This window comes from Actinocorallia libanotica, assembly GCF_039525175.1.
In the GTDB taxonomy this organism is placed as follows: domain Bacteria; phylum Actinomycetota; class Actinomycetes; order Streptosporangiales; family Streptosporangiaceae; genus Actinocorallia; species Actinocorallia libanotica.
The window spans coordinates 108,866-132,617 of the sequence record NZ_BAAAHH010000009.1 but is presented as its reverse complement, the minus strand read 5'-3'; the positions used below and the strand labels follow the sequence as shown (position 1 = coordinate 132,617).

The 23,752-nt window shown below is 72.2% G+C and carries 23 protein-coding genes; 6 read left to right on the top strand and 17 right to left on the bottom strand.

Going from position 1 to position 23,752, the window contains the following annotated elements; all coding sequences use genetic code 11:
• Positions 1 to 39: 39 nt before the first annotated feature.
• The 16 genes from ABD140_RS13940 to ABD140_RS13865 form a co-directional block, all read right to left on the bottom strand.
• The gene (locus ABD140_RS13940; RefSeq protein ID WP_344240686.1) at positions 40 to 1,131 is read right to left on the bottom strand and encodes an XdhC family protein; all 1,092 of its coding nucleotides are present in this window, start codon (positions 1,129 to 1,131) and stop codon (positions 40 to 42) included.
• A 22-nt stretch (positions 1,132 to 1,153) separates the two neighbouring features.
• Positions 1,154 to 2,347, bottom strand: coding sequence for a cytochrome P450 (locus ABD140_RS13935; RefSeq protein ID WP_344240684.1), 1,194 nt, complete (start codon positions 2,345 to 2,347; stop codon positions 1,154 to 1,156).
• 95 nt (positions 2,348 to 2,442) lie between these two features.
• Positions 2,443 to 3,279, bottom strand: a complete 837-nt coding sequence (locus ABD140_RS13930) for a mycofactocin-coupled SDR family oxidoreductase (RefSeq protein ID WP_344240682.1) — start codon at positions 3,277 to 3,279, stop codon at positions 2,443 to 2,445.
• 8 nt (positions 3,280 to 3,287) lie between these two features.
• Positions 3,288 to 3,962, bottom strand: a complete 675-nt coding sequence (locus ABD140_RS13925) for an SRPBCC family protein (RefSeq protein WP_344240680.1) — start codon at positions 3,960 to 3,962, stop codon at positions 3,288 to 3,290.
• Positions 3,959 to 4,450, bottom strand: coding sequence for a (2Fe-2S)-binding protein (locus ABD140_RS13920; protein WP_344240678.1), 492 nt, complete (start codon positions 4,448 to 4,450; stop codon positions 3,959 to 3,961). The genes ABD140_RS13925 and ABD140_RS13920 overlap by 4 nt, the downstream gene beginning before the upstream one ends.
• Positions 4,443 to 5,318 carry an FAD binding domain-containing protein gene (locus tag ABD140_RS13915; protein ID WP_344240676.1) on the bottom strand — a complete coding sequence of 292 codons (876 nt, stop codon included), beginning with the start codon at positions 5,316 to 5,318 and terminating at the stop codon, positions 4,443 to 4,445. Before ABD140_RS13915 ends, ABD140_RS13920 begins: the two co-directional genes overlap by 8 nt.
• Positions 5,315 to 7,660 (bottom strand): xanthine dehydrogenase family protein molybdopterin-binding subunit, encoded by a 2,346-nt coding sequence (locus tag ABD140_RS13910; protein WP_344240674.1) that lies wholly within the window; start codon positions 7,658 to 7,660, stop codon positions 5,315 to 5,317. The genes ABD140_RS13915 and ABD140_RS13910 overlap by 4 nt, the downstream gene beginning before the upstream one ends.
• 227 nt (positions 7,661 to 7,887) lie before the next feature.
• Positions 7,888 to 8,364, bottom strand: coding sequence for a hypothetical protein (locus ABD140_RS13905; RefSeq protein WP_344240672.1), 477 nt, complete (start codon positions 8,362 to 8,364; stop codon positions 7,888 to 7,890).
• Positions 8,361 to 8,969: a TetR/AcrR family transcriptional regulator gene (locus tag ABD140_RS13900; RefSeq protein WP_344240670.1), complete on the bottom strand. Its 609-nt coding sequence runs from the start codon at positions 8,967 to 8,969 to the stop codon at positions 8,361 to 8,363. The genes ABD140_RS13905 and ABD140_RS13900 overlap by 4 nt, the downstream gene beginning before the upstream one ends.
• Positions 8,970 to 9,193: 224 nt before the next feature.
• The gene (locus ABD140_RS13895) at positions 9,194 to 9,976 is read right to left on the bottom strand and encodes an enoyl-CoA hydratase (RefSeq protein WP_344240668.1); all 783 of its coding nucleotides are present in this window, start codon (positions 9,974 to 9,976) and stop codon (positions 9,194 to 9,196) included.
• A gap of 10 nt (positions 9,977 to 9,986) precedes the next feature.
• Positions 9,987 to 11,159 (bottom strand): acyl-CoA dehydrogenase family protein, encoded by a 1,173-nt coding sequence (locus ABD140_RS13890; protein ID WP_344240666.1) that lies wholly within the window; start codon positions 11,157 to 11,159, stop codon positions 9,987 to 9,989.
• Positions 11,143 to 12,141, bottom strand: a complete 999-nt coding sequence (locus ABD140_RS13885) for an acyl-CoA dehydrogenase family protein (protein ID WP_344240664.1) — start codon at positions 12,139 to 12,141, stop codon at positions 11,143 to 11,145. The genes ABD140_RS13890 and ABD140_RS13885 overlap by 17 nt, the downstream gene beginning before the upstream one ends.
• Positions 12,138 to 13,622, bottom strand: coding sequence for a FadD3 family acyl-CoA ligase (locus ABD140_RS13880; RefSeq protein WP_344240662.1), 1,485 nt, complete (start codon positions 13,620 to 13,622; stop codon positions 12,138 to 12,140). The genes ABD140_RS13885 and ABD140_RS13880 overlap by 4 nt, the downstream gene beginning before the upstream one ends.
• A complete protein-coding gene (locus ABD140_RS13875; RefSeq protein WP_344240660.1) occupies positions 13,619 to 14,800 on the bottom strand; it encodes an amidohydrolase family protein in 1,182 nt (393 codons plus the stop codon). The genes ABD140_RS13880 and ABD140_RS13875 overlap by 4 nt, the downstream gene beginning before the upstream one ends.
• An 89-nt stretch (positions 14,801 to 14,889) precedes the next feature.
• Positions 14,890 to 16,101 carry a CaiB/BaiF CoA transferase family protein gene (locus ABD140_RS13870; RefSeq protein ID WP_344240658.1) on the bottom strand — a complete coding sequence of 404 codons (1,212 nt, stop codon included), beginning with the start codon at positions 16,099 to 16,101 and terminating at the stop codon, positions 14,890 to 14,892.
• Positions 16,098 to 17,555, bottom strand: a complete 1,458-nt coding sequence (locus tag ABD140_RS13865; RefSeq protein WP_344240656.1) for an aldehyde dehydrogenase family protein — start codon at positions 17,553 to 17,555, stop codon at positions 16,098 to 16,100. The genes ABD140_RS13870 and ABD140_RS13865 overlap by 4 nt, the downstream gene beginning before the upstream one ends.
• A 214-nt stretch (positions 17,556 to 17,769) precedes the next feature.
• Here ABD140_RS13865 and ABD140_RS13860 point away from each other — a divergent pair, with 214 nt between their 5' ends.
• The 6 genes from ABD140_RS13860 (at position 17,770) to ABD140_RS13835 (ending at position 22,477) form a co-directional block, all read left to right on the top strand.
• Positions 17,770 to 18,630, top strand: coding sequence for a mycofactocin-coupled SDR family oxidoreductase (locus ABD140_RS13860; RefSeq protein WP_344240654.1), 861 nt, complete (start codon positions 17,770 to 17,772; stop codon positions 18,628 to 18,630).
• A 20-nt stretch (positions 18,631 to 18,650) separates the two neighbouring features.
• On the top strand, positions 18,651 to 18,851 hold the full coding sequence (locus ABD140_RS13855; protein WP_344240652.1) for a ferredoxin: 201 nt from the start codon (positions 18,651 to 18,653) through the stop codon (positions 18,849 to 18,851).
• Positions 18,848 to 20,230 (top strand): cytochrome P450, encoded by a 1,383-nt coding sequence (locus ABD140_RS13850; protein WP_344240650.1) that lies wholly within the window; start codon positions 18,848 to 18,850, stop codon positions 20,228 to 20,230. The genes ABD140_RS13855 and ABD140_RS13850 overlap by 4 nt, the downstream gene beginning before the upstream one ends.
• A 90-nt stretch (positions 20,231 to 20,320) precedes the next feature.
• Positions 20,321 to 20,833, top strand: coding sequence for a DoxX family protein (locus ABD140_RS13845; protein ID WP_344240648.1), 513 nt, complete (start codon positions 20,321 to 20,323; stop codon positions 20,831 to 20,833).
• The gene (locus ABD140_RS13840) at positions 20,833 to 21,651 is read left to right on the top strand and encodes an NAD(P)-dependent oxidoreductase (protein WP_344240646.1); all 819 of its coding nucleotides are present in this window, start codon (positions 20,833 to 20,835) and stop codon (positions 21,649 to 21,651) included. Before ABD140_RS13845 ends, ABD140_RS13840 begins: the two co-directional genes overlap by 1 nt.
• A 130-nt stretch (positions 21,652 to 21,781) precedes the next feature.
• Positions 21,782 to 22,477: a TetR/AcrR family transcriptional regulator gene (locus ABD140_RS13835; RefSeq protein WP_344240644.1), complete on the top strand. Its 696-nt coding sequence runs from the start codon at positions 21,782 to 21,784 to the stop codon at positions 22,475 to 22,477.
• A 78-nt stretch (positions 22,478 to 22,555) separates the two neighbouring features.
• On the opposite strand, the gene ABD140_RS13830 is transcribed toward ABD140_RS13835, so the two are convergent.
• The gene (locus ABD140_RS13830; protein ID WP_344240642.1) at positions 22,556 to 23,743 is read right to left on the bottom strand and encodes a thiolase family protein; all 1,188 of its coding nucleotides are present in this window, start codon (positions 23,741 to 23,743) and stop codon (positions 22,556 to 22,558) included.
• Positions 23,744 to 23,752 lie beyond the last annotated feature (9 nt).

Below are 23,752 nucleotides of genomic sequence, written 5' to 3'. Positions count from 1 at the left end.
CGGCGGGTCCCGCCCTCATCGGGATCCGCCGCGGAGTCCTCACCCGTTCCCGGCGGAGGGGACGGTTCCTCGGACGTGGTCGTGGTGGATGGGCCCGTCGGTGCGCGCCAGCGGCAGGGCCGTGCCCCCGCGGCGCGCCGCCACGAGCTCCGCGGCGATCGCCACCGCCGTCTCCTCGGGGGTGCGGGCCCCCAGGTCCAGCCCGATCGGGGAGCGCAGCCGCGCCAGCTCCCCCTCGGTGAGCCCCGCCTCGCGCAGCCGGTCCAGCCGCTCGGCGTGGGTGCGGCGCGAGCCCATGGCGCCGACGTAGCCGACCGGCAGCCGCAGCGCGACCTCCAGGAGCGGCACGTCGAACTTGGCGTCGTGGGTGAGGACCACCACCGCCGTCCGGGAGTCGGTCTCCGCGGCGGCCAGGTACCGGTGCGGCCAGTCGACGACGACCTCGTCGGCGTCGGGGAACCGCGCGGCGGTGGCGAACACCGGGCGGGCGTCGCAGACCGTCACGCGGTAGCCGAGGAACCGGCCGAGGGACGCCACGGCCGCCGCGTGGTCGATCGCGCCGAAGACCAGCAGCCGCGGCCTCGTGGCGTACGAGGAGACGAAGACCTCCAGGCCGGGCCGGCAGCGGACCGAGAAGAGCCCGGTCGCGCCGCCTTCCAGCATGGCCCGGGCCTCCGCCACCACCACCGCGTCCACGTCGGCCATCCCGGTGGTGCCGTGATGGTCCTCCGGCCCGACGGCCAGGGTCGTGCCGGAGGCGTTCAGGAGGTGCGCCACCGCCACCGGCGAGCCGGCCGAGACCGCCTCGACCACGTGGCGGCGGGGAGAGGGCTGCACGAACACCTCGATGGTGCCGCCGCAGGTCAGGCCGACCGCGAAAGCCGACTCGTCGGAGTAGCCGAAGCTCTCCCGGACCGCCGCGCCGCTCTCGATGGCCTCCCGGCACAGCTCGTAGACGGCGCCTTCGACGCAGCCGCCGGACACGCTGCCCACCGCCTCGCCGTCCTCGGCCACGGCCATGGCCGCGCCGGGCCGGCGGGGCGCGCTGCCGCCCACCCCGATGACGGTGGCCAGCGCGTACCGGACGCCCGTCCGGTGCCACTCCAGCAGCCTCGCGGCGATCTCACGCATGCGCCCTCCCCCGGCGGGGCACTCAGCCGATGACGAGCGGGAGGGTCTCCCAGCCGCGGACCGTCGACGTCTGTGCCAGTTTCGCGTTGTCCCAGTCCACGTCCCAGTCCTGGAAGCGCTTCAGGATCTCCTCCGTGGCGATCCTGCCCTCCAGCCTGGCCAGCGCCGCGCCCAGGCAGTAGTGGCCGCCCAGGCCGAAGGTCAGCTGCTGGCTGATCTTGCGGTGGATGTCGAAGTCCTCGCCGTCGGGGTAGCGCCGGGGGTCGCGGTTGGCGGCGCCCACGATGAAGAGCAGGGCGCTGCCCGCCGGGACGGTACGGCCGTGGAACTCCACGTCCTCGGTGACGTACCGGGCGATGGAGTGCCCGGCCGGCTCGTAGCGCAGGACCTCCTCGATCGCGCCGGGGATCAGGGACGGGTCGGCCACGAGCTGCCGCCGCTGGCCGGGGTGCCGGGCGAGCAGGGAACCGACCCAGCCGACGAGCCTGCCCGTCGTCTCGTTCCCGGCGCCCGCCACGACCGTCACGTAGGTGAGGATCTCGTCGCGGGTGAGGGTGCGCGTCCGGCCCGTCTCGTCCTCGAAGTCGGCGTTCAGCAGGTCGGTCATGAGGTCGTTCGACGGGTGCTTCATGCGCCAGTCGATGTACTCGCCGAAGGCCTCGTTGCTCAGGACCGCGCCGCCCTCGAAGTCCATCTGCCCGCCGTCCTCGGTGCGCAGCACCTCGTCCGTCCGGTCGCGGATGGCCGGCTGGTCGGCCTCGGGGATGCCCAGGAGCATGCCGATCACGCGCATCGGCATCTCGGCGCCCAGGGCCGCCATGAGGTCGAAGCGGTCGCGGTCGGCGACAGCATCGAGGGCCTTGGTGCAGAAGGCGCGCACCTGCGGTTCCAGCATGCCGATCCGCCGGGGGGTGAAGACGCGGGAGAGCAGGCGGCGGTGGATGTCGTGGACGGGCGGGTCCTCGAAGATGAGGGTGCCCGGCGGGATCTCGAAGTCCGACTTGATCAGCTCGAGGATGTTCCCCCGGGACGAGGGGAACGTCTTCCAGTCCGGCATGCCCCGCTCGCAGTCGGCGAAGCGGGTGACCGCGTAGAAGTCGTACTTCTCGTTGTAGTAGAGGGGCGCCTCCTCGCGGAGCCGGCGGTAGATCGGGTAGGGGTCGTTCGCGAACGCGGCGTCGTAGGGGTCCCAGTAGACCTCTCCGTCGGCTGCCACCTCTGCACCTCCAGAAACCATCGGAACATTCGCCTGGGGCCGGGTCCTCTCCCCACCGGCCGGGCCGGTGGGGAGAGAACCCGGTGACCGATCGGTCACTTGAGCATGGATCCCGCGTCGATGGGGAGCGTCACACCGGTGATGTAACGCCCCTCGTCCGAGGACAGGAAGAGCACCGCGTTGCTGATGTCCACGGGTTCTACCCACGGAACCGGCAGTGCGTTCATCATCTGGGAGATCGGCGCCATGTCGTCGGCGGTCGGGTTCTCCAGGTCGGGGCGGAACATCCGGTAGGTCATGTCGTTCAGCAGCATCGGCGTGTTCACCTGGGTGGGGTGCACCGAGTTGACGCGGATGCTGTACTGCGCGAGCTCCACGGCCATGGTGCGCATCAGCCCGACCACGCCGTGCTTGGCCGAGACGTAGTTGCCGACGTTCGGGTGGGCCTTCAGGCCGCCCACGGAGCTGGTCAGCACGACCGAGCCGCCGCGGCCGCCCTCGATGAGGTGCGGGACCGAGGCCTTGGCGGTGTGCCAGACGCCGGTGAGGTTGACGTCGATGGAGTCCTGCCACAACTCCTTCTCCATCTTGTGGATCTCGTTGCCGGAGGCGGCGAGCCCGGCGTTGGCCACGACGATGTCCAGCCGGCCGAGCCGCTCCACCCCGTCGTCCACGGCGGCCTTCAACCCGTCGTAGTCGCGCACGTCCACCTGGGTGGCGATGATGCGGCGGCCCAGCTTCTCCACCTGGCGGACGGTCTCGTCCAGGTCCTCGGGGGTGGACATGGGGATGGGCACCGTGTCGATCTGCTTGCAGACGTCGATCGCGATGATGTCGGCGCCCTCCTCGGCCAGGCGCACGGCGTGGCTGCGGCCCTGGCCGCGGGCCGCGCCGGTGATGAAGGCGACCTTTCCTTCGACTCTTCCGGGCATCTCTTGCCTCATTTCTTGGTGTTCGAGGGGCCGCCGCCGGACTGGCGGCGGCGCAGGAAGGCCAGCAGGAGGACGAGCAGGACCGACACGACCGCGACGGGGCCGGCGTGGCGGAGGAGCACGCCGCCGACCGGCGCGAGGAGGTCGACCGGCTCGGCGTGCGGCACCGGTCCGCGCCGCGCCGCGGGCTCGGGGGCCCCCTCCGCGGCGGGCCCCGCCGCGGAGGCGGTGTCCGCCGCGGACGCGGCGAGGCGGTCGGCGAGGTTGGCGGCGAACTGGTCGATGAGGGCGGTGGCGACGTCGGCGAGCGTGCTGCGCCCGAACTGCGCGGGTTTGCCGGTGATGGCGAGGTCGGTGTCGACGAGGACACCGGTGGTGGCGCCGCGGTCGGTGAGCGCGCAGGTGATGACCGCCTTGGCGGTGCCGCCGCCGCGGGCCTCCCGGCCGCTGGCCTCCATGACCACGGTCCGCGCCTCCTCGTCGCGGGAGAGGAAGGTGACGGTGCCACCGTAGGTGAGGCCGATCGGCCCGAGCCTGACCTTGACCCTGCCGCCGAAGCGGTCGCCCTCGTGCGAGGTCAGGGTCGCGCCGGGCACGCAGGGGGCGATCCGCTCGATGTCGAGCAGGACCTTCCACGCCTCGTCGGCCGGGACGGGGATCTCGAGGGTGTTCTGGAGCTTCATCCGGTCTCCTCCGCGGCCACCGCGCCATCGGCCGCCGCCCGGACGGCCTTGAGGATGCCCTGGTAGCCGGTGCAGCGGCACAGGTTCCCCGACAGGCCGTCGCGGATCTCCTCGTCGGTGGGGTCGGGGTTGTCCCGCAGGAACGCGGTGGCCGTGACGACCAGCCCCGGCGTGCAGAAACCGCACTGCAGCCCGTGGTGGTCGCGGAAGGCGCACTGCACCGGGGAGAGCTCGCCGGCCGGCGAGGCGATGCCCTCGACGGTGGTGACCTCCGCGCCGTCGGCCTGCACGGCGAACACCAGGCAGGCGCGGACGGCCTCCCCGTCCATGAGGACGGTGCAGGAGCCGCAGACGCCGTGCTCGCAGCCCACGTGGGTGCCGGTGAGCCGGCAGTGCTCGCGCAGGAAGTCGGCGAGGGTGAGGCGGGGCGGCACGGTCGCGCGCCGCGTCCTGCCGTTGACCTTCACCCGGATCTCGATGTCAGGCATCGCCCGCCTCCTTGACGGCTCTCTGCCAGGCGCGCGCCACCATGACGGCCCCGACGTGTCTGCGGTAGTCGGCGGATCCGTGCAGGTCGGCGGGCACCGACCGCAGCTCCGCCACGGCGGCGCGCCCGACCTCCTCGGCCGCCGGGGAGTCGGCGCCGCATCCCGCCAGCGCCTCCTCGGCGGCGCTGGCGCGCAGCGGCGTCGAGCCGAGGCCGAACAGGCCGATGGCGCACCGCCGGATCTGCGCGGCGCCGTCGAGCTCGACCGAGACGGCGGCCCCCGCGAGGGCGAAGTCGCCGCTGCGGCGGGCGAACTCCTCGACGGCGAACCCGCTGCGGGGTCCGCGGACGGGGAAGGCGACGCCGGTCAGCAGCTCGTCCTCGGCCAGGCCGGTGCTCCACATGCCGGTGAAGAAGCCCTCGGCGGGCAGGGTCCGGGCGCCGCGCGGCGAGAGCGCCTCCAGCCGGGCGCCGAGCGTCAGGGCGATCGCCGGGTACTCGGCGGCGGCGTCGGCGTGCGCGATCGACCCGCCGATGGTGCCGCGGTTGCGGATCTGGAAGTGCCCGATCAGCGGGGTGGCGCGGGCCAGCAGCGGCACGTTCCGGGCGACCTCCTCGGACCGCCCGATCTCGGCCTGGGTGGTGCCGGCGCCGATCCACACCTCGTCGCCGCGCCGCTCGACGCCGCGCAGCCCCGCCACGCGGCGCAGGTCGACGAGGTGGTCGAAGACCGCCAGGCGCAGGGCGAGCATGGGGACCAGGCTCTGCCCCCCGGCGATGAACTTGGCCTCCTCCCCCAGCTCGGCGAGCAGGCCGACGGCCTCTGCCGCGTCCTGGGGCGCGTGGTAGGTGAACGGTGCGGGTTTCATCCGGCGGCCTCCTCACGGGCCCGGGCCTCGCGGACCAGGTTGACGATCGACTCCGGGGTGACCGGCAGCCGGGTGATCCGCCCGCCGAACGGGGCGAGCGCGTCGGCCACGGCGTTCACGACGGCGGGGGGCGCGCCGATCGCACCGCCCTCGCCCACGCCCTTGTAGCCGCCGGGGCCGGGGCCGGGGGTCTCGACGTGGCCGTACTCGATGACCGGCACCTCGGTGGCGGTGGGCAGGAGGTAGTCCATGAAGGTCGTGGAGACGGGGTTGCCGTCCTCGTCGTAGGCCAGGTGCTCGTACAGCGCGCCGCCGATCCCCTGCACGGCGCCGCCCGCGATCTGGCCCTCCACCACGGTCGGGTTGATCATCGGGCCGCAGTCCTCGCTGACGATGAAGCGCAGCAGCTTCACCGCGCCGGTCTCGACGTCGACCTCGCAGGTGCACAGGTGCGTGGCGTTGGCCCAGATCACCGGGCTCTGCGCCCGGTACCGGCCGCTGGCCTCCAGTCCCGGCGGCACCCCGGGCGGCAGGGTCTCGGGCTGGAAGTAGGCGATGGCGGCGATCTCCGCCAGCGGTATCCCGCTCTCGGGCTTGCCGCGGACCGAGGCCTGCCCGCCGGCCACCTCGATGTCGCTCGCCGACACCTCCAGGCGGTGCGCGGCGATCTCGGCGATCCGCTCCTTCAGGATGGCGGCCGTCACCTCGATGGCCCCGGCGGTCATCGAGCCCGACCGGCTGCCGCCGGTGCCGCCGCCGAACGGCGTGATCGCCGTGTCGCCCTGGATGGTGTTGACGTCGGCGATGTCCACGCCCAGCGCGTCGGCGGTGAGCTGGACGACGGTGGTCTCGATGCTGTTGCCGCTGGAGCCGCCGCTGACGTACACGTTCACCTTGCCGGAGGGCTCGATGCGGATCGTCGCGCCCTCGGTGGCGTGCAGCGTCAGCGAGTCCGTGGTCGGCTCGACGTAGGTGCACGTGCCGACGCCCAGGTAGCGCCCCTCGGCCCGCGCCCGCGCCTGCTCGGCGCGGAAGGCGTCGTAGTCGAGCATCTCCAGGGCCTGCTCGAACGTCTCCAGGGGGGTGACGTCGCTGTAGGGCATGCCGTTGTGGTTGGTGTAGGGGAACTCGTCGCGCCGCAGCAGGTTCCGGCGCCGCAGTTCGGCGGGGTCCATGCCCATCTCGCGCGCCGAGATGTCCAGGAGCACCTCGCGCGCCACCGACTCGAACTGCCAGGGCCCGCGGTAGGCGGTGCGGCCCACGGTGTTGGAGAAGACGCCGGTGGTGGCGAACGTGCCCTGGGGCACCCGGTAGGGGCCGGGGAAGAGGATGCCGACGACGGCGCAGGTGTTCAGCGGCGCGGGGATGGGGTAGGCGCCCACGTCCTGCACGTAGTCGATCGCGGTGGCCAGCATCGTGCCGTCGGCGTCGAAGGCGATCCGGGCGTCGGCGTGCTCGTGGCGGGCCTGCCCGGCCGCCAGCAGGTTCTCCCGCCGGTCCTCGATCCACTTCAGCGGGCCGGGCACCTTCGGCGCGGCCAGCATGACGCAGATCTCCTCGCGCATGGGCAGGACCTTCTGCCCGAACCCGCCGCCGGTGTCGCGCATCACGACCCGCACCCGGTTCTCGTCGATGCCGAGCAGCCGGGCGCAGAACAGGCGCACCTCGTGCGGCGACTGGGTCGACGCCCAGATGTCCATCTCGCCGGTGACCGGCGACCACTGCGCGACGATGCCGCGCGTCTCCATGGGCACCGCCGCGTACGCCTGCTGGTGGATCGTCTCGCGGACCGTGAACGCCGCCTCCTCGAAGACCGGGAGGTCCTCGACGGGCAGGCCCGCGAGCTCGCACGCGACGTTGCGCGGGAAGCCGTCGTGCACCAGCTCGCCCGACTCGCGCGCCGTGGTGTAGTCGGCGACCGGGGGCAGCGGCTCGTAGTCGACGAAGACGAGCTCCGCGGCGTCCTCGGCGATGTAGCGGTCCTCGGCGACCACCAGCGCCACCGGGTCGCCGACGAAGCGCACCTCGCCCTCGGCCAGCTGCGGGCGCGGCGTGTCCGCGACGTCGCGGCCGATGAGGGTGTACCACTGCTCGTGCACACCCGGGTTGAGGTCCTCCGCCGTGAACACCGCGACCACCCCCTCCAGGGCGAGCGCCTCCGAGGCGTCGACGCCCCCGATCGCGGCGCGGGCCAGGGGGCTGCGCACGAAGCACGCGTGGAGCGTGCCGGGCCTGGCCACGTCGTCCACGTAGGTGCCGTGCCCGGTCAGCAGCCGCGGATCCTCCACCCGCGGCACCCGGGCGCCGACGTAGCGTGCCCCGTTCGTGGTCTCGTCGTTCATGCGGCCACCGGCCTCGCCGGACCGAAGTCACTCACTCAGGGCTCCTCTGACCGTGCGCACGTCTCGTCGCCGTGCGTCAAGGCGAGCATGGGGGGAAGCCGCCTGCGCTCCCCGCACTGTTGAGCAGTTGCCCAGCAGTGCTGAGCACATGACTAGCACCGGGGGAATACACCGTCAAGAGCCCCGGAGGTCGCCCCAGGTCAGAGGGATTCGCCCAGCACCCGCGGTCAGGTGCCGGACGGGTCGAACAGGGCCAGCGGCCGGAACGTCTCCGTGGCGCCGGTCTCGTCGGGCGGCAGGGCCAGCGCGGCCAGCGCCTGGCACTTGAACGCCCGCGCCGCCGCGCTCAGCCGGTACCGCAGCACGCGGTCGCCGTCGTCGAACGCATCCGCCGCCGACCAGATCCGACAGTCCGCCGCGCCGCGGTCGACCGCCGCGCGCACCATGCGTCTGACGCGCGGATCGGAGTCGTACAGCTCCAGGTCGACCGCGATCGCGGCGGGCGGACGGCCCCGCGCGGGGGCGTCCAGCGCGCTCTCCAGGTCGCGGTGGTCCGCGCCGAGGATCCGCATCGGCAGGTCGGCGCGGCCCTCGGTGAACACCCGCACCTCCCAGCCGACGAGGGCCAGGTCGACCATCCAGCCGCCGACCCGCCGCACGACGTCCGCGGGCCGGCGCGCGGCGACCACCAGCCGGTGCCTCATGATCCGTCCGCGGGGCGGGCGAGCTGCCGGGAGAGCGAGGCGATGTACTCCTTGAACACCTCGTCCACCGGCGTCGAAGGATCGATGAGCCATGATGTCTCTATCCCGTTGAGAAAGGCGACGATCTCTTCCGCCTTGGTGGCCGGGTCCAGGTCCGTGCGGTACCCGCCGGTGCGCTGGCCCCGCCGGATCCCCTCGGCGACGGTGGCGACCGCGGCGCGGTGCCGGCCGGTCAGCCGGTCGTGCAGCGGTGCTCCCGGATCGAGGTTCTCCATGCGGAGCACCGCGTACATGCCGACCATCTCGGGTGCCTTGGCGATCCGGTCGGCGACGTGTTCGAGCTGTTCGAGGATGTCCCGCGAGGTGTCGATGCGCGCCTCGTCGTAGGCGTCGCGCGCGTCGAGCACCGCTTCGAGCAGGTGCCTCTTGGACCGGAAGTGGTGCAGCAGGCCCGACGGGCTGATCCCCGCCGCCCGCGCGATCTGGCCCAGTGTCGTGGTGCGCCATCCGTTCCGGGTGAGCAGGCGCTGGGAGGCCGCGAGGATGAGCTGTTTTCGATGCTCGCCCTTGGCCAGGAGCGCCGCATACGGGCGGGGGTCGGACACGGGGGTTCTCCCATCCGAGCTACCGAAGGTACGTTAGGTCGTTCGGCCGTGCCGAGGGTCGGGAGCGCACGGGAACTTTGCGAGCACTTACTCACTTATTCCCGCACAAAAAAACTAGCCGTTCGGCAGGCGGGAAGCAACGGGTACCGGCCGGAAATCTCCACCGGCCCACCGGTCCGCGGACCGCCGCGCGCCGCCGCGGCCGCGGACCGGTGGAGCGCCCGCTACTTGAGCTTGGCCTTCATCTCGTCGAGCTTCACCAGGATCGGGAAGCCGCTCACGCTCAGGGCGTTGCCGTGACCGGTCTGGTGGACGTCGAAGACCGACTGGATCGCGGCGTGGAAGCCCTGGACGTCCTGGGTCTGGTTCACCGCGCGCTTGGCCTGGCGCAGCCCGAAGGCGGGCATCTCGGCGATCTGGGCGGCCAGCTCCCGGGTCCGGGCGTCGAGTTCCTCGCGGGGAACGACGCGGTTGACCATGCCGACCTTCTCCGCCTCGTCGGCGGTCAGGGGGCGGCCGGTGAAGAGGATCTCCTTGGCCTTGCGGGGGCCGAGCTCCCAGGTGTGGCCGTGGTACTCCACCCCGCCGATGCCCATCGTGACCACCGGATCGGAGAACAGCGCGTCCTCGGCCGCCACGATGAGGTCGCACGGCCAGCACAGGAGCAGGCCGCCCGCGATGCAGCGGCCCTGCACCGCGGCGATGGACGGCTTGGGCACGTTGCGCCAGCGCAGGGAGTACTCCAGATAGCGGCGCGACTCCTCCCGGTATATCCACTCCAGAGTGATCTTCTCGGGTCGCGGGGCACCGCTCTTGAGGTCGTGCCCCGCGGAGAAGTGCCTGCCCTCCGCCCGCAGCACGATGACCTTGGCGTCCTCGTCCCGGGCCGCCCTCGTCCAGGCGGCGTCCAGTTCGTCGAGCAGCTCCATGTTCTGGGCGTTGGCCGCCTCCGGCCGGTTCAGGGTGATGGTCGCGATGCCGTCGGCGACCTCGTAGTCGATGTACAAGACGGGCTCCTCAACCTCGGGGCAGGCCGAGCACCCGCTCGGCGATGATGGTGCGCTGGATGTCGGAGGCGCCGCCGGCGATCGTGCCGCCGAAGCTCCGCGCGTAGCGCTCGAACCAGCCGGTGATGAACACGTCCAGGTTCAGGTGGGCGTAGGGTCCCGTCGGCGCGGGGTACAGGCCCTCGGCTCCGTGGGCGTCCAGCATGCGTTCCGCCGCCTTCTGCGTCGCCTCGGAGCCGAACAGCTTCAGCGTCGACAGCGCGGCGACGTCCTGCTCGCCGCGGGCCGCCCGCGCCAGGGCCGCCGAGCCCATCAGCCGCAGCGCCTGGCCGTCCATGACGAGCGTGGCGTACCAGTCGCGGTCGAGCACGGTCTCCGGCCGGAAGTCGCGGATCTGCTCCTCCAGGCGCGTGGCGAAGTGCAGCCACAGCATGTTGCGCTCATGGCCGAGCGAGCCGTTGGCGACCCGCCAGCCGTCGTTCAGCGCGCCGACGAGGTTCTCGGCGGGCACCCTGACGTCCTCGAAGAACACCTCGTTGAAGTCGAGGTCGTCGCGGCCCGCGATCGAACCGAACGGGCGCCGGGTCACCCCGGGCAGGTCCGTGGGGATGAGCAGCACGCTGATGCCCTTGTGCTTGGGCGCGTCGGGGTCGGTGCGCACGAAGGCCAGCAGGACGTCGGCGTCGTGGGCGCCGGACGTCCACACCTTCTGGCCGTTCACCACGAAGTGGTCGCCCCGCAGGTCCGCCCGGGTGCGCAGCGAGGCGAGGTCCGAGCCGGCTCCCGGCTCGCTCATGCCCAGCGACGCGGTGATCTCCGCGCGCAGGATCGGGACGGCCCAGCGGCGCTTCTGCTCCTCGCTGCCGAAGGACAGCAGCGAGGCCGCGATGATGCCCAGGCCCTGGGGGTTGAAGCTGTGGTAGATCTTGCGCTTCGCCAGCTCCTCCAGGTGCACGTACTGCTGGAGGAGGCTCGCGTCGCGGCCGCCGAACTCCGGGGGGTTGCCCGGCAGCAGCCAGCCCGCGTCGAACAGCCGCCGCTGCCAGCGGCGCGCCCACTCGGGAATGTGCGAGCTGGAGCGCGGCCGCTCCGCCGCCTCCTCCTCTGTCGGCGTGTTCTCGGCGAGGAAGGCCGCGAACTCGGCGCGGAAGGCCTCGACATCGGGATCAAACGTCAGCCGCATGACACTCCTCGGCGATCAGCGCCCGGTGCTCGGCGGCGCCGCCGAGCAGCAGTTCACCGGCCTTGGCCCGCTTGAGCGCGAACTGGAGGTCGTTCTCCCAGGTGTAGCCCATGCCTCCGAACAGCTGGAAGCCGCTCTGGAACACCAGCGACTGGCACTCCCCCGCCGCCGCCTTGGCCATCGAGGCGGCCAGCCGGCGGCGCGGGTCGTCGGCGGCGATCGTCAGCGCCGCGTAGTACGCCAGCGCCCTTGCCCGCTCGACCGCCACGTGCATGTCGGCCGCCCGGTGCTTGACCGCCTGGAACGAGCCGATGGGCACGCCGAACTGGTGGCGGGTGCGCACATGCTCCAGCGTCAGGTCCAGGATCCGCTGGCAGGCGCCCACCATCGTCAGCGCCATGCCGGCCAGCGCCCGGTGCCGCGCCTGCTCCACGTCCGCCTCGCTCCGGTCGGCGGCGGTGACGCGCACGCCGCTGAAGACGACCTCCGCGACGTGCAGGAGCGGGTCGAAGACCTCCGTGCGCACGGCCGCGACCCGCGCGGCGGGGACGGAGAAGACGCCCTCGCCGGTCACGACGGCCAGCCGGTCGGCGCGGTCGCCGTCCAGAACGTGGCGGGCGGTGCCGTCCAGCGTCCAGCCGTCCCCGTCGCGTCGCGCCGTGACGCCCTCGAACACCGCGGTCCCGGACTCGCCCCGGCCGGCCGCCTCCGGGAAGAAGGGGGCGAACTGCGTCATCGTCGCCAGATAGGGGGTGGGGTCGGTGGCCCGGCCCAGCTCCTCCAGCACGATCGCCAGTTCCACGGCCTCGGCCGGGTCGGTCAGCTCGGTCCAGCCGTGGCGGACGTAGGACTTCCAGAGAGGTCCGGGGTCGGCGCCCCCGTCCACGACGCCGCGGACCATCGAGGGCGGGCACTCCTTGGCGACGGCCTCGCGGACCGTGGCCTGCCACAGCCGCTGGTCCTCGTCGAATTCAAAGATCATTCTCGGTTCCCCTTGCGCACGGTCTTCCTTCCTTCTCCGCCGAGGCGGTCCTTCATCACCTTTCCGGCGGCGTTGAGCGGCAGCGCGTCGCGGAACTCCACGCGGCGCGGCACCTTGTAACCGGCCAGCCGCTCCCGGCTCCAGGCGATGAGCCCTTCCTCGGTGACGGGGGCGCGCGGCACGACGAAGGCCCTGCCGACCTGGCCCAGCCGCTCGTCCGGCACGCCGACGACGGCGGCCTGGGCGACGGCCGGGTGCCCGAGCAGGACGCCCTCGATCTCGGCCGGGTAGGCGTTGAAGCCGCCGACGATGAACATGTCCTTCTTGCGGCCGATGATCTTCAGCCTGCCGCCGTCGTCCAGCGAGCCGAGGTCGCCGGTGCGCAGCCAGCCGTCGGCGTCGACCGCCTCGGCCGTGGCCTCCGGGTCGTCGAGGTAGCCGCGCATCACGCTGTAGCCGCGCACGAGCACCTCGCCGTCGTCGGCGACGCGCACCTCCATGCCGTCGCAGGGGGTGCCGACGGTCGTGGCGATCTGCTCGAACGGGTCGCCGGGGCGGGAGGCGGTGACGGTCCCCGCCTCGGTCAGGCCGTAGGCCGTCGTGACCGACGCGAAGGGCAGCTCGTCGCGGATCCTGCGGACGAGTTCCACCGGGATGTCGGCGGCTCCCGTCGAGGCCACCCGCAGCGACGACACGTCGTACCCGCCGCGGGTGGACCGGTCGCCCGGCGCCGACAGCAGCGCGTGGTAGACGCTGGGCGGCCCCGGCAGCACCGTCACCTTCTCGCGCTCCACCAGTCCCAGCACGGCGTCCAGGTCGAAGACCGGCACCGGGATCACGGTGCAGCCCTTGATCAGCGACGCGACGCAGCCGGCCTTGTAGCCGAAGGTGTGGGCGAACGGGTTGGCGACCAGGTAGCGGTCGCCCTCCCGCAGCCCCACCAGGTCGCCCCAGCCCGCGTACTTCCGCAGGGTCTGGCGGTGGCTCATCATGACGCCCTTGGGACGGCCGGTCGTGCCGGAGGTGAAGACGACGTCGGCGATGTCGTCGCCGTCCACCTCGCGGGCGAAGGGCGCGCCGCTGTCCAGGAAGTCCGACCCGAGGTCGATCACCGGGACGCCGGGCGGCGCGGTGTACTCCCTGCCGAGGAACCCCTGGCGAACCAGCACCGCCCTGGCCCCGCTCCGCGCCAGGACCTCGGCCGTCTCCTCGGGCCGGAACCTGGGGTTGACCGGGACCAGCACGCCGCCGGCGGCCAGCAGCCCGAAGGCCGCGACGATCCACTCGGCGGAGTTCGGGGCGCACAGCGCCACCCGGTCCCCCCGGCCGATCCCCGCGGACGCGAACGCGCCCGCGGCGATCCCGGCGCGCTCCGCCAGCTCGCCGAAGCCGAGCCGGACGGCCCCGTCCACGACCGCCTCGGCGTCGCCGAAGCGGTCCGCGGCCGAGAGCACCATCTCGGGGATGGTGGCCTCCTTCATCCGCCGATCAGCCTCGCGAGGTTGCCGCCCATGATCAGCGCCTTGTGCTCCTCGCTCATCCCCTCCAGCTCGTCCACGTAGGTGATGGGGTCGGCCAGGCCCTCGGGGTGGGGGTAGTCGGAGCCGAACAGCACCCGCTCCACGCCCAGCAGGTCCGACAGCTTGACCATGTCCTCCTCCCAGAAGGGGCTGACGTGGATGTTGCGCTTGACCGCGACCACCGGGTCCTCGATGAAGTCCTGCGGCATCTTCTTGTAGATGTTGGCCAGCTGGCTCAGCAGCGGCCCCACCCAGGAGGCGCCGTTCTCGATCACCGCGAACTTCAGCGCCGGGAAGCGGGACAGGGCGCCGTGGATGGCCAGCGCCGCCACGGTGTCCTGGATCGGGCGCCACTCGAAGATCATGCGGAAGGCGTTGGGCTTGAACGGCAGCATCTCGTTGCTGACGCCCTCCCAGTCGCTGATGTAGCGGCTGTAGCCGCTGTCGGAGGAGTGCAGCCCGACCAGGACGTCGTGGTCGACGACGCGCTGCCAGAACGGGTCGAACTCCGGCAGGCCGAACGAGCGGGTGCCGCCCCGCAGGCTCGGGACGGGGGCGGGGCGCACCAGGATGGCGCGGGCGCCGTTGGCCACCGCCCAGTCCAGTTCCTCGATGGCCTTCTCCACGATCGGCAGGGTGATGACCGGCGTGGTGAAGATGCGGTCCTGGTAGTTGAACGTCCAGGTCTCCAACAGCCACTGATTGAGCGCGTGGATGACCGCGTGGGTCATCTCCACGTCGTCCTTCATCCGCTCCTCGATGAGGCTGGCCAGGGTCGGGAACATCAGCGTCCTGGCGATGCCCAGCTCGTCCATGAGCCTCAGGCGCGGCTCGGGCTCGCGGAAGGCCGGGATGGAGCGCATCGGCTTGCCGAAGATCTCGCGGCGGTCCTTGCCCTCGGGGTTGCCGACCCGGAAGTACTCCTCCATCGCGCCCGGCCGGGCGACGACCTCGAAGGTGGGGTTGGGGATGTACTCGCTGATGTTGCCCCGCACCGCGATCTTCGTACGGCCGTCCACCTGCACGTACTTGATCGCGTTCTTGTACTCCTCGGGCAGGTACTTCGTCAGCGCCTCCTGCGGCTCGTACAGGTGGTTGTCGGCGTCGAACAGCGGATAGGGCAGCTCACGCGACGGCATGGGGACTCCTCGGTCGGTCCTTCGGTTCAGGGTGGATATGACGTTCTCTTAAAAGAGAATGCCATAGGCGATGCGGGGGCTCCGCCCGCTCACGTGACGGCGCCGGACGTCTTGAGCTCGATGATGCGCTCCCAGGTGAGGCCGGCCTCCAGGAGCACCTCCTCGGTCTGCGCCGCGAAGCCGGGGGCCGGCCCCGCCGCGGCGCTGCGGACGTCGAACTGCACGGGGCTCGCGGCCAGCCGCATCTCCCCCGCCCGCACCATGTACTCGTTCGCCCGGACCTGCCCGTCGTCGACCACCTGCAGGGAGTCCTGCACCGGGGCCCAGGGCCCGGACAGGGTGGCGAAGCGCTCCGCCCACTCGGCCAGCGTGCGGGTGGCGATCACCTCGCGGAGGATCTCCACGGCCTGGCCGGTGTTGGCCGCGATCAGCTCGCCGGTGGCGAAGCGGGGGTCGTCGACGAGGTCGGGCCGGTCGACGTGGCGGCACACGTCGGCCCAGAACTTGGCGGGCTGCAGCATGACGAGCGACAGGTACCGCCCGTCGGAGGTGCGGTAGAGCCCGACGAGGGGGTTGGCGGGCGAGCCGTGGGCGCCGGTCTCGGAGGCCTCCATCGACTCGCCGAGGTGGGCCGAGAGCGTGATGCCGTGGCCCATCGACCACACGCCGCTGCCCAGCAGGGAGACGTCCACGACGGACGGTTCGCCGGTGCGCCCGAGTCTGACCAGCGCCGCCGCGATGCCCCCGGCGAGGTTCGTGCCGGAGATGGTGTCGCCGTAGGCGGGCCCCGGCGGGTTGATCAGCCCCTCGATGTCCGGCGGGGTGATGCTGGCGGCGGTGCCGGCCCGCGCCCAGAAGGCGGTCATGTCGTACCCGCCCCGCTCGGCCTCCGGGCCGCGGGGGCCGAGCGCGCTGCCCCGGGCGTAGATGATCTTCGGGTTCACCGCGCGGACGTCGTCCACGTCGATGCCGAACCGCCGCCGGTGGCCGGGCAGGAAGCTGGTCAGGAAGACGTCGGAGCGCCTGGCGAGCTCGTAGAGGACCTCGCGGCCCTCCGGCGCGGAGATGTCGAGGCCGACGCTGCGCTTGCCGCGGTTGGCGTGCTCGAAGTTGGGGTTGGGGTCGCCCTCGACGCGCATCCTGCCGGTCTGGCGCAGCCCGCGCTGCGGGTCGCCGTGGACGGCGTGCTCGATCTTGACGACGTCGGCGCCCCAGTCGGCGAGCACTCCGCCCGCCGAAGGGACGAACCCGTACATCGCGACTTCGAGGACCCGGACGCCCTCCAGGGGCCCGCCCGTCATCCGGACACCGCCACCGCGAAGGTCTTGCGCTCCAGGAACTCCTCCAGGCCCGGGACGCCGCCCTCGCGGCCGATGCCCGACTGCTTGTACCCGCCGAAGGAGGCGTCGCCGCCGAAGTAGTAGCCGCCGTTGACGCTCAGCGCCCCGGCGCGGATCCGCCGCGCCACCGCGACGGCGTGCTCGTCGTCGGCGCCGAAGACCCCGCCGGCCAGGCCGTATATCGAGTCGTTGGCGATGCGCACCGCCTCGTCCTCGTCGTCGAACGGCAGGACCACGAGCACCGGACCGAAGACCTCCTCCTGGGCGATCTCGGCGCCCGGGTCGACACCGGTCAGCAGGGTCGGCTGGTAGAAGTAGCCCGGGTCGACCTTCTGGCCGCCGGTCACCAGGGTCGCGCCCGCCCCGACGGCCCGCTGGACCATGCCGTGCACCTTGTCGCGCTGCTTCTCGCTGATGAGCGGGCCCATGTAGGTCTGCGGATCGGCGGGATCTCCGTACTTGATCCCGGCCATCATCGCGGCGGTCTGCTCGACGAACGCGTCGTGGTGCCGCCGCGGCACGAGCACCCGGGTGGTGATCGCGCAGCCCTGGCCCGCGTGGCTGCAGACCATGAAGGCGGCGGCCATCGCGCACAGGCCGATGTCGGCGTCGTCGAGCACGATCATCGCCGACTTGCCGCCGAGCTCCAGGAACACCTTCTTCACCGTCTCGCCCGCGGCCGCCATGATGCGCCGCCCGGTGGCGGTCGAGCCGGTGAAGGTGACCATGTCGACGCCGGGATGGGTGGTGAGGACCTCGCCCACCGCCACGTCGGACGAGGACAGGACGTTGACCACGCCGGCCGGGATGTCGGTGTGCTCGGCGAGCAGCTCGCCGAGGGCCTGGGTGATCAGGGGGGTGTCCGGCGCCCCCTTGAGCACGACCGTGCAGCCGGCGGCGAGCGCGGGCGCGAGCTTGGCCAGCGCGAGCTGGACCGGGTAGTTGTACGGGATGATCGCCGCGACGACGCCCGCGGCCTCCTTCTCCACCCAGCGCCGGTGGCGCCTGCCCCGGGACTCGATCTCGCCGAGCTCCTCGGTCATCGGGTAGGTCCCCAGCAGGTCCGCGTAGTAGCGGACGATCTCGATCGGCTCGTCGAGCTGGGTGCCGTGGGTGCTCATCCGCGGCGCGCCGGCCTCGGCGATCGTCAGCTCGCGCAGCTCCTCCTTGTGCTCCACCAGCGCCCGGTGGAACTGCTCGAGGCAGCGCACGCGCAGGGACGCGTCGCTCGCCCAGTCCGTGGTGTCGAAGGCGCGGCGCGCCGCCGCGACCGCCGCCTCGGCCTCGGCGACCGTGGCGTCGGGCGCGTGTCCGACCACCCGCCCGGTCGCCGGGTCGAGTGATGCGAACGTCTTGCCGGTCTCGAAGAGCCGCCCGTCCACGAGCAGCCTCGCCCGCCGTTCCCGTGTGCCCACCGGTCCTCCTCGTCCATGGGTGGAGGACCAACCTAGATAAGTGAGTGAACACTCATCAAGACTGGTCTTTCCGCTGCTTTGAGAGTAAGGTTCTCCCATTCGGAAGTGAAGATTCCATAATCGGTTATCGTCATATCCGAACCGAGGGGCCGCCGGCGGCCTTCGGCACCAGAGAACCCGTCAGCCCACCCGCCCCCCGAGCGAAGGAGCCACCATGGGACGCGTTGAGGGAAAGGTCGCATTCATCACCGGAGCGGCGCGCGGCCAGGGCCGCAGCCACGCCGTCCGGCTGGCCGAGGAAGGCGCCGACATCATCGCGATCGACCTCTGCCAGGACTACGAGACCGTCGACTACCCGATGGCGAGCCCCGACGACCTCAAGGAGACCGCGCGTCTGGTCGAGGCGCAGGGCCGGCGCGTCGTGACCGCCCAGGCCGACGTCCGCGAGGCCGCCCAGGTCCGCGAGGCCCTGGAGCGGGGCATCTCCGAGCTCGGCAAGGTCGACGTCGTCGTCGCGCAGGCGGGCATCGCCCCGCTGCACGGCAACCCCCCGCTGCAGGCCTGGACCGACGTCGTCAACGTCAACCTGCTCGGCTCGATCAACGCGATCCAGGCGTCGCTGCCGCACCTGTCCGAGGGCGCCTCGGTCATCGCGGTCGCCTCCGCCGCCGCGCTCATGAGCCAGGGCATGGTGCAGAACCCCGGCTCCAACCCCGGCGGCAGCGGCTACGCCTGGGCCAAGCGGATCCTGTCGGACTACATGCACGAGCTGGGACGGCAGCTCGCCCCCCGTTCGATCCGGGCCAACGTGGTGCACCCCACCAATGTCAACACCCAGATGCTGCAGAGCAAGCCCATGTACCGCTCCTTCCGGCCGGACCTGGCCGACCCCCGGCGCGAGGACGCCGAACCGGCCTTCCGCGTGCAGCAGGCGATGCCGATCCCCTACATCGAGCCGGTGGACATCAGCAACGCCATCCTGTTCCTCGCCTCCGAGGAGGCCCGCTACGTGACCGGCATGCAGCTGCGCGTCGACGCCGGCGGCTACCTCAAGTGGCACGACTTCCACGTCTGATCGGGCAGAAAGAGCACATCATGAAGGTCAGAGTCGACCAGGCGCTCTGCCAGGGCCACACCCTGTGCGCCATGAAGGCCCCCGAGGTCTTCGAACTCGACGACGTCGACGGCCACTCCTCGCCGATCAGCCCGGACGTCCCCGCCGGCCAGGAGTCCCAGGTGATGAACGCCGTCAGGTCCTGCCCCGAGCGGGCCATCTCCGTGGAGGAGACGCCGTGAGCACCGAAGACGCCGTCGCCGGGATCGGCGACGAGGAGCGCAAGAAGATCCGCTACCACTTCGACCGGCACGCGCCCGGGTACCGCGAGCGGTTCGAGGACATCACCCACGAGATGCACGCCAGGTGCCCGATCGCCTGGACCGACACGCACGGCGGGCACTGGGTGGCGGCCGGCAACCGCGAGGTCTTCGAACTGGCCGCCCGGTCCGCGGAGTACCTGTCCAACGACCACGACATCAACAACGAGCGGCGCGGCTACCAGGGCATCTCCATCCCCGCGCCCGCGCGCGGCAAGGGGCGCCGCGGCGGGTTCCTGGAGATGGACCCGCCCGAGCAGCGCTACTACCGCCAGACGCTCAATCCCTACCTGTCCCCCGCCGCCATCAACCGGTGGATCCCGTGGATCGACGACCTGGTGCGCGCGTGCATCGACGAGAAGATCGAGTCCGGACGCATCGACTTCGTCGAGGACCTCGTCAACATCGTCCCGGCGGTGTTCACCCTGGCCATGATGGGGATTCCCATCAAGGACTGGACGATCTACTGCGAGCCGGCGCACGCCGCCATCTACACGCCGCTGGACTCCCCCGACATCGAGCGGGTCGGCCGGCTCCACATGCAGATGGGCATGGAGCTGTTCAAGCAGTTCGCCGAGATCAAGGAGAACCCCCGTCCCGGCCTGGTCAACGCGCTCATCAACGCCGAGATCAACGGGCAGAAGGCGCCCGACCTGGAGCTGATGGGCGTGCTCGGGCTGCTCATCGGCGGCGGGTTCGACACCACCACCGCGCTGACCTCCCACGCCATCGAGTGGCTGTCGGAGAACCCGGCGGAGCGCGAACGGCTCAGCCGCGAGCGCGAGTCCCTGCTGGACTCGGCGACCGAGGAGTTCCTGCGCTTCTACACCCCCGCCGTCGGCGACGGGCGCACCGTCTCTGCCGACTGCGAGATCGCCGGGGTGCGGTTCAAGGAGGGCGACCGCCTCTGGCTGTCGTGGGCGATGGCCAACCGCGACCCCGCGGTCTTCGAGGACCCCGACCAGGTCAGGCTGGACCGGGAGGGCAACCGGCACGCCAGCTTCGGCCTGGGCATCCACCGGTGCATCGGCTCGAACGTCGCGCGCACCCTGTTCAAGCGGATGGTCGTGCAGGTGCTCGACCGGATGCCGGACTACGTGTGCGACCCCGAAGGCGCCGTGCACTACGAGGCGATCTCCGTCATCAACGGCATGCGCTTCCTCCCGGCGACCTTCACCCCGGGGCCCCGGCTCGGCCCCGGCCTGGAGGAGACCCTGGAGAGGCTCCAGAAGATCTGCGACGAGCAGGGCCTGGCCGAGCCCGTCACCGTCCGCAAGCGGCGAGCCGAGATCGCCGGCTAGCCGCACCGCCCGCCGGACGGTGGGCCGGGGACGACCCGGCCCGCCGTCCGGCGGCCGCCCTCCGGGCCCCGACCGCAAAGGACGAAACATATGGAAGCGGAAGCCACCGCGCTGCTGCTCGTGCGGGTGGTCGTGGGCGCCACGATGATCGCCCACGGATACAACCACTGGCGGGGCGGCGGCCGCATCGAGGGCACCGCCCGCTGGTTCGGCGGGCTGGGCCTGCGCCGCGGCACCCTCCAGGCCTGGATGAGCGTCGTCACCGAGATCGGGGCGGGCCTCCTGCTCGTCCTCGGCCTCCTCACCTCCCTGGCCTGCGCCGCCGTCATCTCCGTCATGCTGGTGGCCGGGCTCCTGGCCCACCGGAAGAACGGGTTCTTCGTCTTCAAGGACGGCTACGAGTACGTCCTCGTCCTGGCCGCCGTCTGCCTCGCCCTCGCCCTGACCGGCCCCGGCGAGGCGTCCCTCGACCACGCGGCGGACATCGCCGTCGCCGGCTGGACCGGAGGCGCCGTCGCCCTCGGCGTCGCCGTCGCGGCCACCGCCGGGCTCCTCGCCGCCTTCTGGCGCCCCCAACCGCAGCAGGAAGAAGAGGTCAGCTGATGCACGTCGGGTTCATCGGCCTGGGCAGCCAGGGCGCGCCCATGGCCCGCCGGATCGCCGAGGCCGGCCACGGCACGACCCTGTGGGCGCGGCGCGCCGCCTCCCTGGAGCCGTTCGCCGACACCGCCGCCAAGACCGCCGCCACCCCGGCCGAGCTCGCCGCCGCGTGCGACCTCGTGTGCGTCTGCGTCGTGGACGACACCGACGTCGAGGAGGTCCTCACCGGCGAGAACGGCGTCCTGGCCGGGCTGCGGCCCGGCGGCGTCATCGCCGTCCACAGCACCGTGCACCCCGACACCTGCCACCGGCTCGCCGAGGTCGCCGCGCGCCAGGACGTCCGCCTGGTCGACGCGCCCGTCAGCGGCGGGGGCGGCGCGGCCGCCGAGGGGAGGCTGCTGGTCATGGCCGGGGGCGACGCCGACGCCGTCGAGCTGTGCCGCCCCGTCTTCGCCGCCTACGCCTCGCCCGTCATCCACACCGGACCGCTGGGCAGCGGGCAGCTCACCAAGCTCCTCAACAACCTGCTGTTCACCGCCCACCTGGCCACGGCCGCCAGCACGTTCGCGCTCGGCAGGGAACTGGGCGTCGACACCGCCGGGCTCGCCGAGGTCATCACCCACGGCACCGGCACCAGCTTCGCCCTCACCCGCGTCCACGCCGCCGGAGGCGCCCTGGACCGCATGGCGCCCGTCGCCGGACCCCTCCTGCAGAAGGACGTCCGGATCCTCACCGAGCTCGCCCGCGCCGCGGACGCCGACCCCGGCGCCGTCCTGGCCGCCGCCGACGCCGCGCTGGGCCTGATGGGCCACCGGAGGTGACGCGGCGCGTCTGAGACCCTCGAAGGGGGCGGGTTCCGGGGTGGCGGCCTGGACCATGCCGCGGCACCTACTACGATGAAAGTATGTGCCCACTCACCTCCTGTGGAGGACCGGCCGCCAGGAGCAGCTCATGACCAAGCCGGTAGCCCCGTCCGCTCCGGCGGAGGAAGCCGCGCGGCCGGCCGAGAACCCGCCCCGGCGGCGGCGGCTCACCGCCGAGGCCCGCAAGAGCTCGATCCTGGCCGCGGCCAGGCGCGCCTTCATCGAGACCGGTGACATGAACGGCACGACGATCAAGGTGATCGCCGAGCACAGCGGCATCAGCGAGGGCGTGATCTACCGCCACTTCGAGAGCAAGGACCAGCTGTTCTTCGAGGCGGTGGTCGAGCCGCTCAAGCAGGCCGTGGACGACCTCGTGGCCGCGACCGCCGCCGTCGACATGGACCAGCCGCTGACGCCCGAGCGCCAGCTGAAGGCGATGACCGGCCTGTACCGCCAGCTCATCTCGACGCTGGAGGAGATCCTCCCGCTGCTGGGCCTGGTGCTCTTCGGCGACCCGCAGGTGGCGCGGCGGTTCTACCAGGAGAACTTCATGGTGGCCATGGACCGCCTCGCCGAGGCCTGGCGCGAGGTCGAGCACCGGTACGGCTACCCCTTCGAGTCCCCGGACATCTCCGCCCGCGCGGTGATGGGCATCGCGCTGGTGATGGCCCTGGAGAGCCACCACGGCAAGGGGTTCGACCGGCACCGCGCGATGAACCTCATCAGCGACGGCACAGTCAAGGGCTTCTTCCCGCCCCTGGAGCCGGCGCGCCGGCGGCAGTGACGACGCAGGGAAGAGGGGGCGGGGCCTGAGCCTCGCCCCCTCTCGCGTCCTCCGGAGGCCGGGTCCTGCGCCCTTCCGCTACGCCGGTCCGGGCACCTCCAGGACCAGGGCCGTGCCCATCCCGCCGCCCGCGCACATCGCGGCCACCGCGACGCCGCCGCCGCGGCGGCGCAGCTCGTGGACGAGGGTGAGGACCATCCGGGTGCCGGTCATCGCGACGGGGTGCCCCAGGCTGCAGCCGCTGCCCAGGACGTTCACGGTGTCCTCGTCGAGGCCGAGCGCCCGGGTGGCGGCGACGCTCACCGAGGCGAAGGCCTCGTTGATCTCCCAGAGGTCGACGTCCCCGACCGACAGCCCGGCGCGGTCGAGCGCCTTGGGGATGGCGAACTGCGGGGCCAGCCCGGTCTCGGCCGGGGGCACGCCGACGGACGCCCACGCCCGCACGGTCGCCAGCGGCGCCAGGCCCTCCCCCTCGGCGAACGCCCGGTCGGCGACCACCAGCGCCGCCGCGCCGTCGTTCACCCCCGCCGAGTTCCCCGCGGTGATGCCGAAGTCCTTGATCTCCGGGTGCAGCGGCTTGAGCGAGGCGAGCTTCTCCAGCGTCGAGCTCCGCCGGGGGTGCTCGTCGACCTCGAAGGTGAAGGCCGTCCCGTCGCGGCGGGTCACCTCCAGGGGGAAGACCTCCTCGGTGAAGCTCCCGCCGTCGATGCCGGCGATGGCGCGCTGGTGGGAGCGCAGCGCCCAGGCGTCCATGTCGGCCCGGCTGATCCCGGCCTTCACCGCGGCGTTCCATCCGACGGTGATGGTCATGTCCCGGATCGGCGCGTCGGGCGTCTCGCGGTGGCTGGGCGCCAGCCAGTCCTCCTCCCAGTCGTCGGTGGCCGGGATGCGCCGATTCACCTTGGGCATCGTCGAACTGGACTGCACGCCGCCCGCGACGACGACGCGGTCCATGCCCGCGATGACGGACGCCGCGGCGCTCTGCAGGGTGGCCAGGCCCGAGGCGCAGTGCCGGTTGTGCGCGATGCCCGGCGCGTTCACCAGCCCCGCCTCGATCGCCGCGTAGCGGCCGATGGCCCCGCCGCCGTAGAGGGACTCGCCCATGACCACGTCGTCGAAGAGCTCGGGCGGGAGACACGAGCGCCGCACGGCCTCGGCGACCGCCTCCGTGGCGAGCTCCAGCGCGTCGACGTCGGCCAGCGAACCCCGGAACGCCGTCCCGATCGCGGTACGCGCGCCCGAGACGATCACCGCCTCATGACTCATCGTACACTC

What these genes read in the sequence shown, in the direction of transcription:
- ABD140_RS13940 (WP_344240686.1), bottom strand. Translation starts at nt 1,131, where the DNA reads ATGCGTGAGATCGCCGCGAGGCTGCTGGAGTGGCACCGGACGGGCGTC.
- ABD140_RS13930 (WP_344240682.1), bottom strand. Translation starts at nt 3,279, where the DNA reads ATGCCCGGAAGAGTCGAAGGAAAGGTCGCCTTCATCACCGGCGCGGCC.
- ABD140_RS13925 (WP_344240680.1), bottom strand. Translation starts at nt 3,962, where the DNA reads ATGAAGCTCCAGAACACCCTCGAGATCCCCGTCCCGGCCGACGAGGCG.
- ABD140_RS13920 (WP_344240678.1), bottom strand. Translation starts at nt 4,450, where the DNA reads ATGCCTGACATCGAGATCCGGGTGAAGGTCAACGGCAGGACGCGGCGC.
- ABD140_RS13915 (WP_344240676.1), bottom strand. Translation starts at nt 5,318, where the DNA reads ATGAAACCCGCACCGTTCACCTACCACGCGCCCCAGGACGCGGCAGAG.
- ABD140_RS13910 (WP_344240674.1), bottom strand. Translation starts at nt 7,660, where the DNA reads ATGAACGACGAGACCACGAACGGGGCACGCTACGTCGGCGCCCGGGTG.
- ABD140_RS13905 (WP_344240672.1), bottom strand. Translation starts at nt 8,364, where the DNA reads ATGAGGCACCGGCTGGTGGTCGCCGCGCGCCGGCCCGCGGACGTCGTG.
- ABD140_RS13890 (WP_344240666.1), bottom strand. Translation starts at nt 11,159, where the DNA reads ATGCGGCTGACGTTTGATCCCGATGTCGAGGCCTTCCGCGCCGAGTTC.
- ABD140_RS13885 (WP_344240664.1), bottom strand. Translation starts at nt 12,141, where the DNA reads ATGATCTTTGAATTCGACGAGGACCAGCGGCTGTGGCAGGCCACGGTC.
- ABD140_RS13880 (WP_344240662.1), bottom strand. Translation starts at nt 13,622, where the DNA reads ATGAAGGAGGCCACCATCCCCGAGATGGTGCTCTCGGCCGCGGACCGC.
- ABD140_RS13875 (WP_344240660.1), bottom strand. Translation starts at nt 14,800, where the DNA reads ATGCCGTCGCGTGAGCTGCCCTATCCGCTGTTCGACGCCGACAACCAC.
- ABD140_RS13870 (WP_344240658.1), bottom strand. Translation starts at nt 16,101, where the DNA reads ATGACGGGCGGGCCCCTGGAGGGCGTCCGGGTCCTCGAAGTCGCGATG.
- ABD140_RS13860 (WP_344240654.1), top strand. Translation starts at nt 17,770, where the DNA reads ATGGGACGCGTTGAGGGAAAGGTCGCATTCATCACCGGAGCGGCGCGC.
- ABD140_RS13855 (WP_344240652.1), top strand. Translation starts at nt 18,651, where the DNA reads ATGAAGGTCAGAGTCGACCAGGCGCTCTGCCAGGGCCACACCCTGTGC.
- ABD140_RS13845 (WP_344240648.1), top strand. Translation starts at nt 20,321, where the DNA reads ATGGAAGCGGAAGCCACCGCGCTGCTGCTCGTGCGGGTGGTCGTGGGC.
- ABD140_RS13840 (WP_344240646.1), top strand. Translation starts at nt 20,833, where the DNA reads ATGCACGTCGGGTTCATCGGCCTGGGCAGCCAGGGCGCGCCCATGGCC.
- ABD140_RS13835 (WP_344240644.1), top strand. Translation starts at nt 21,782, where the DNA reads ATGACCAAGCCGGTAGCCCCGTCCGCTCCGGCGGAGGAAGCCGCGCGG.
- ABD140_RS13830 (WP_344240642.1), bottom strand. Translation starts at nt 23,743, where the DNA reads ATGAGTCATGAGGCGGTGATCGTCTCGGGCGCGCGTACCGCGATCGGG.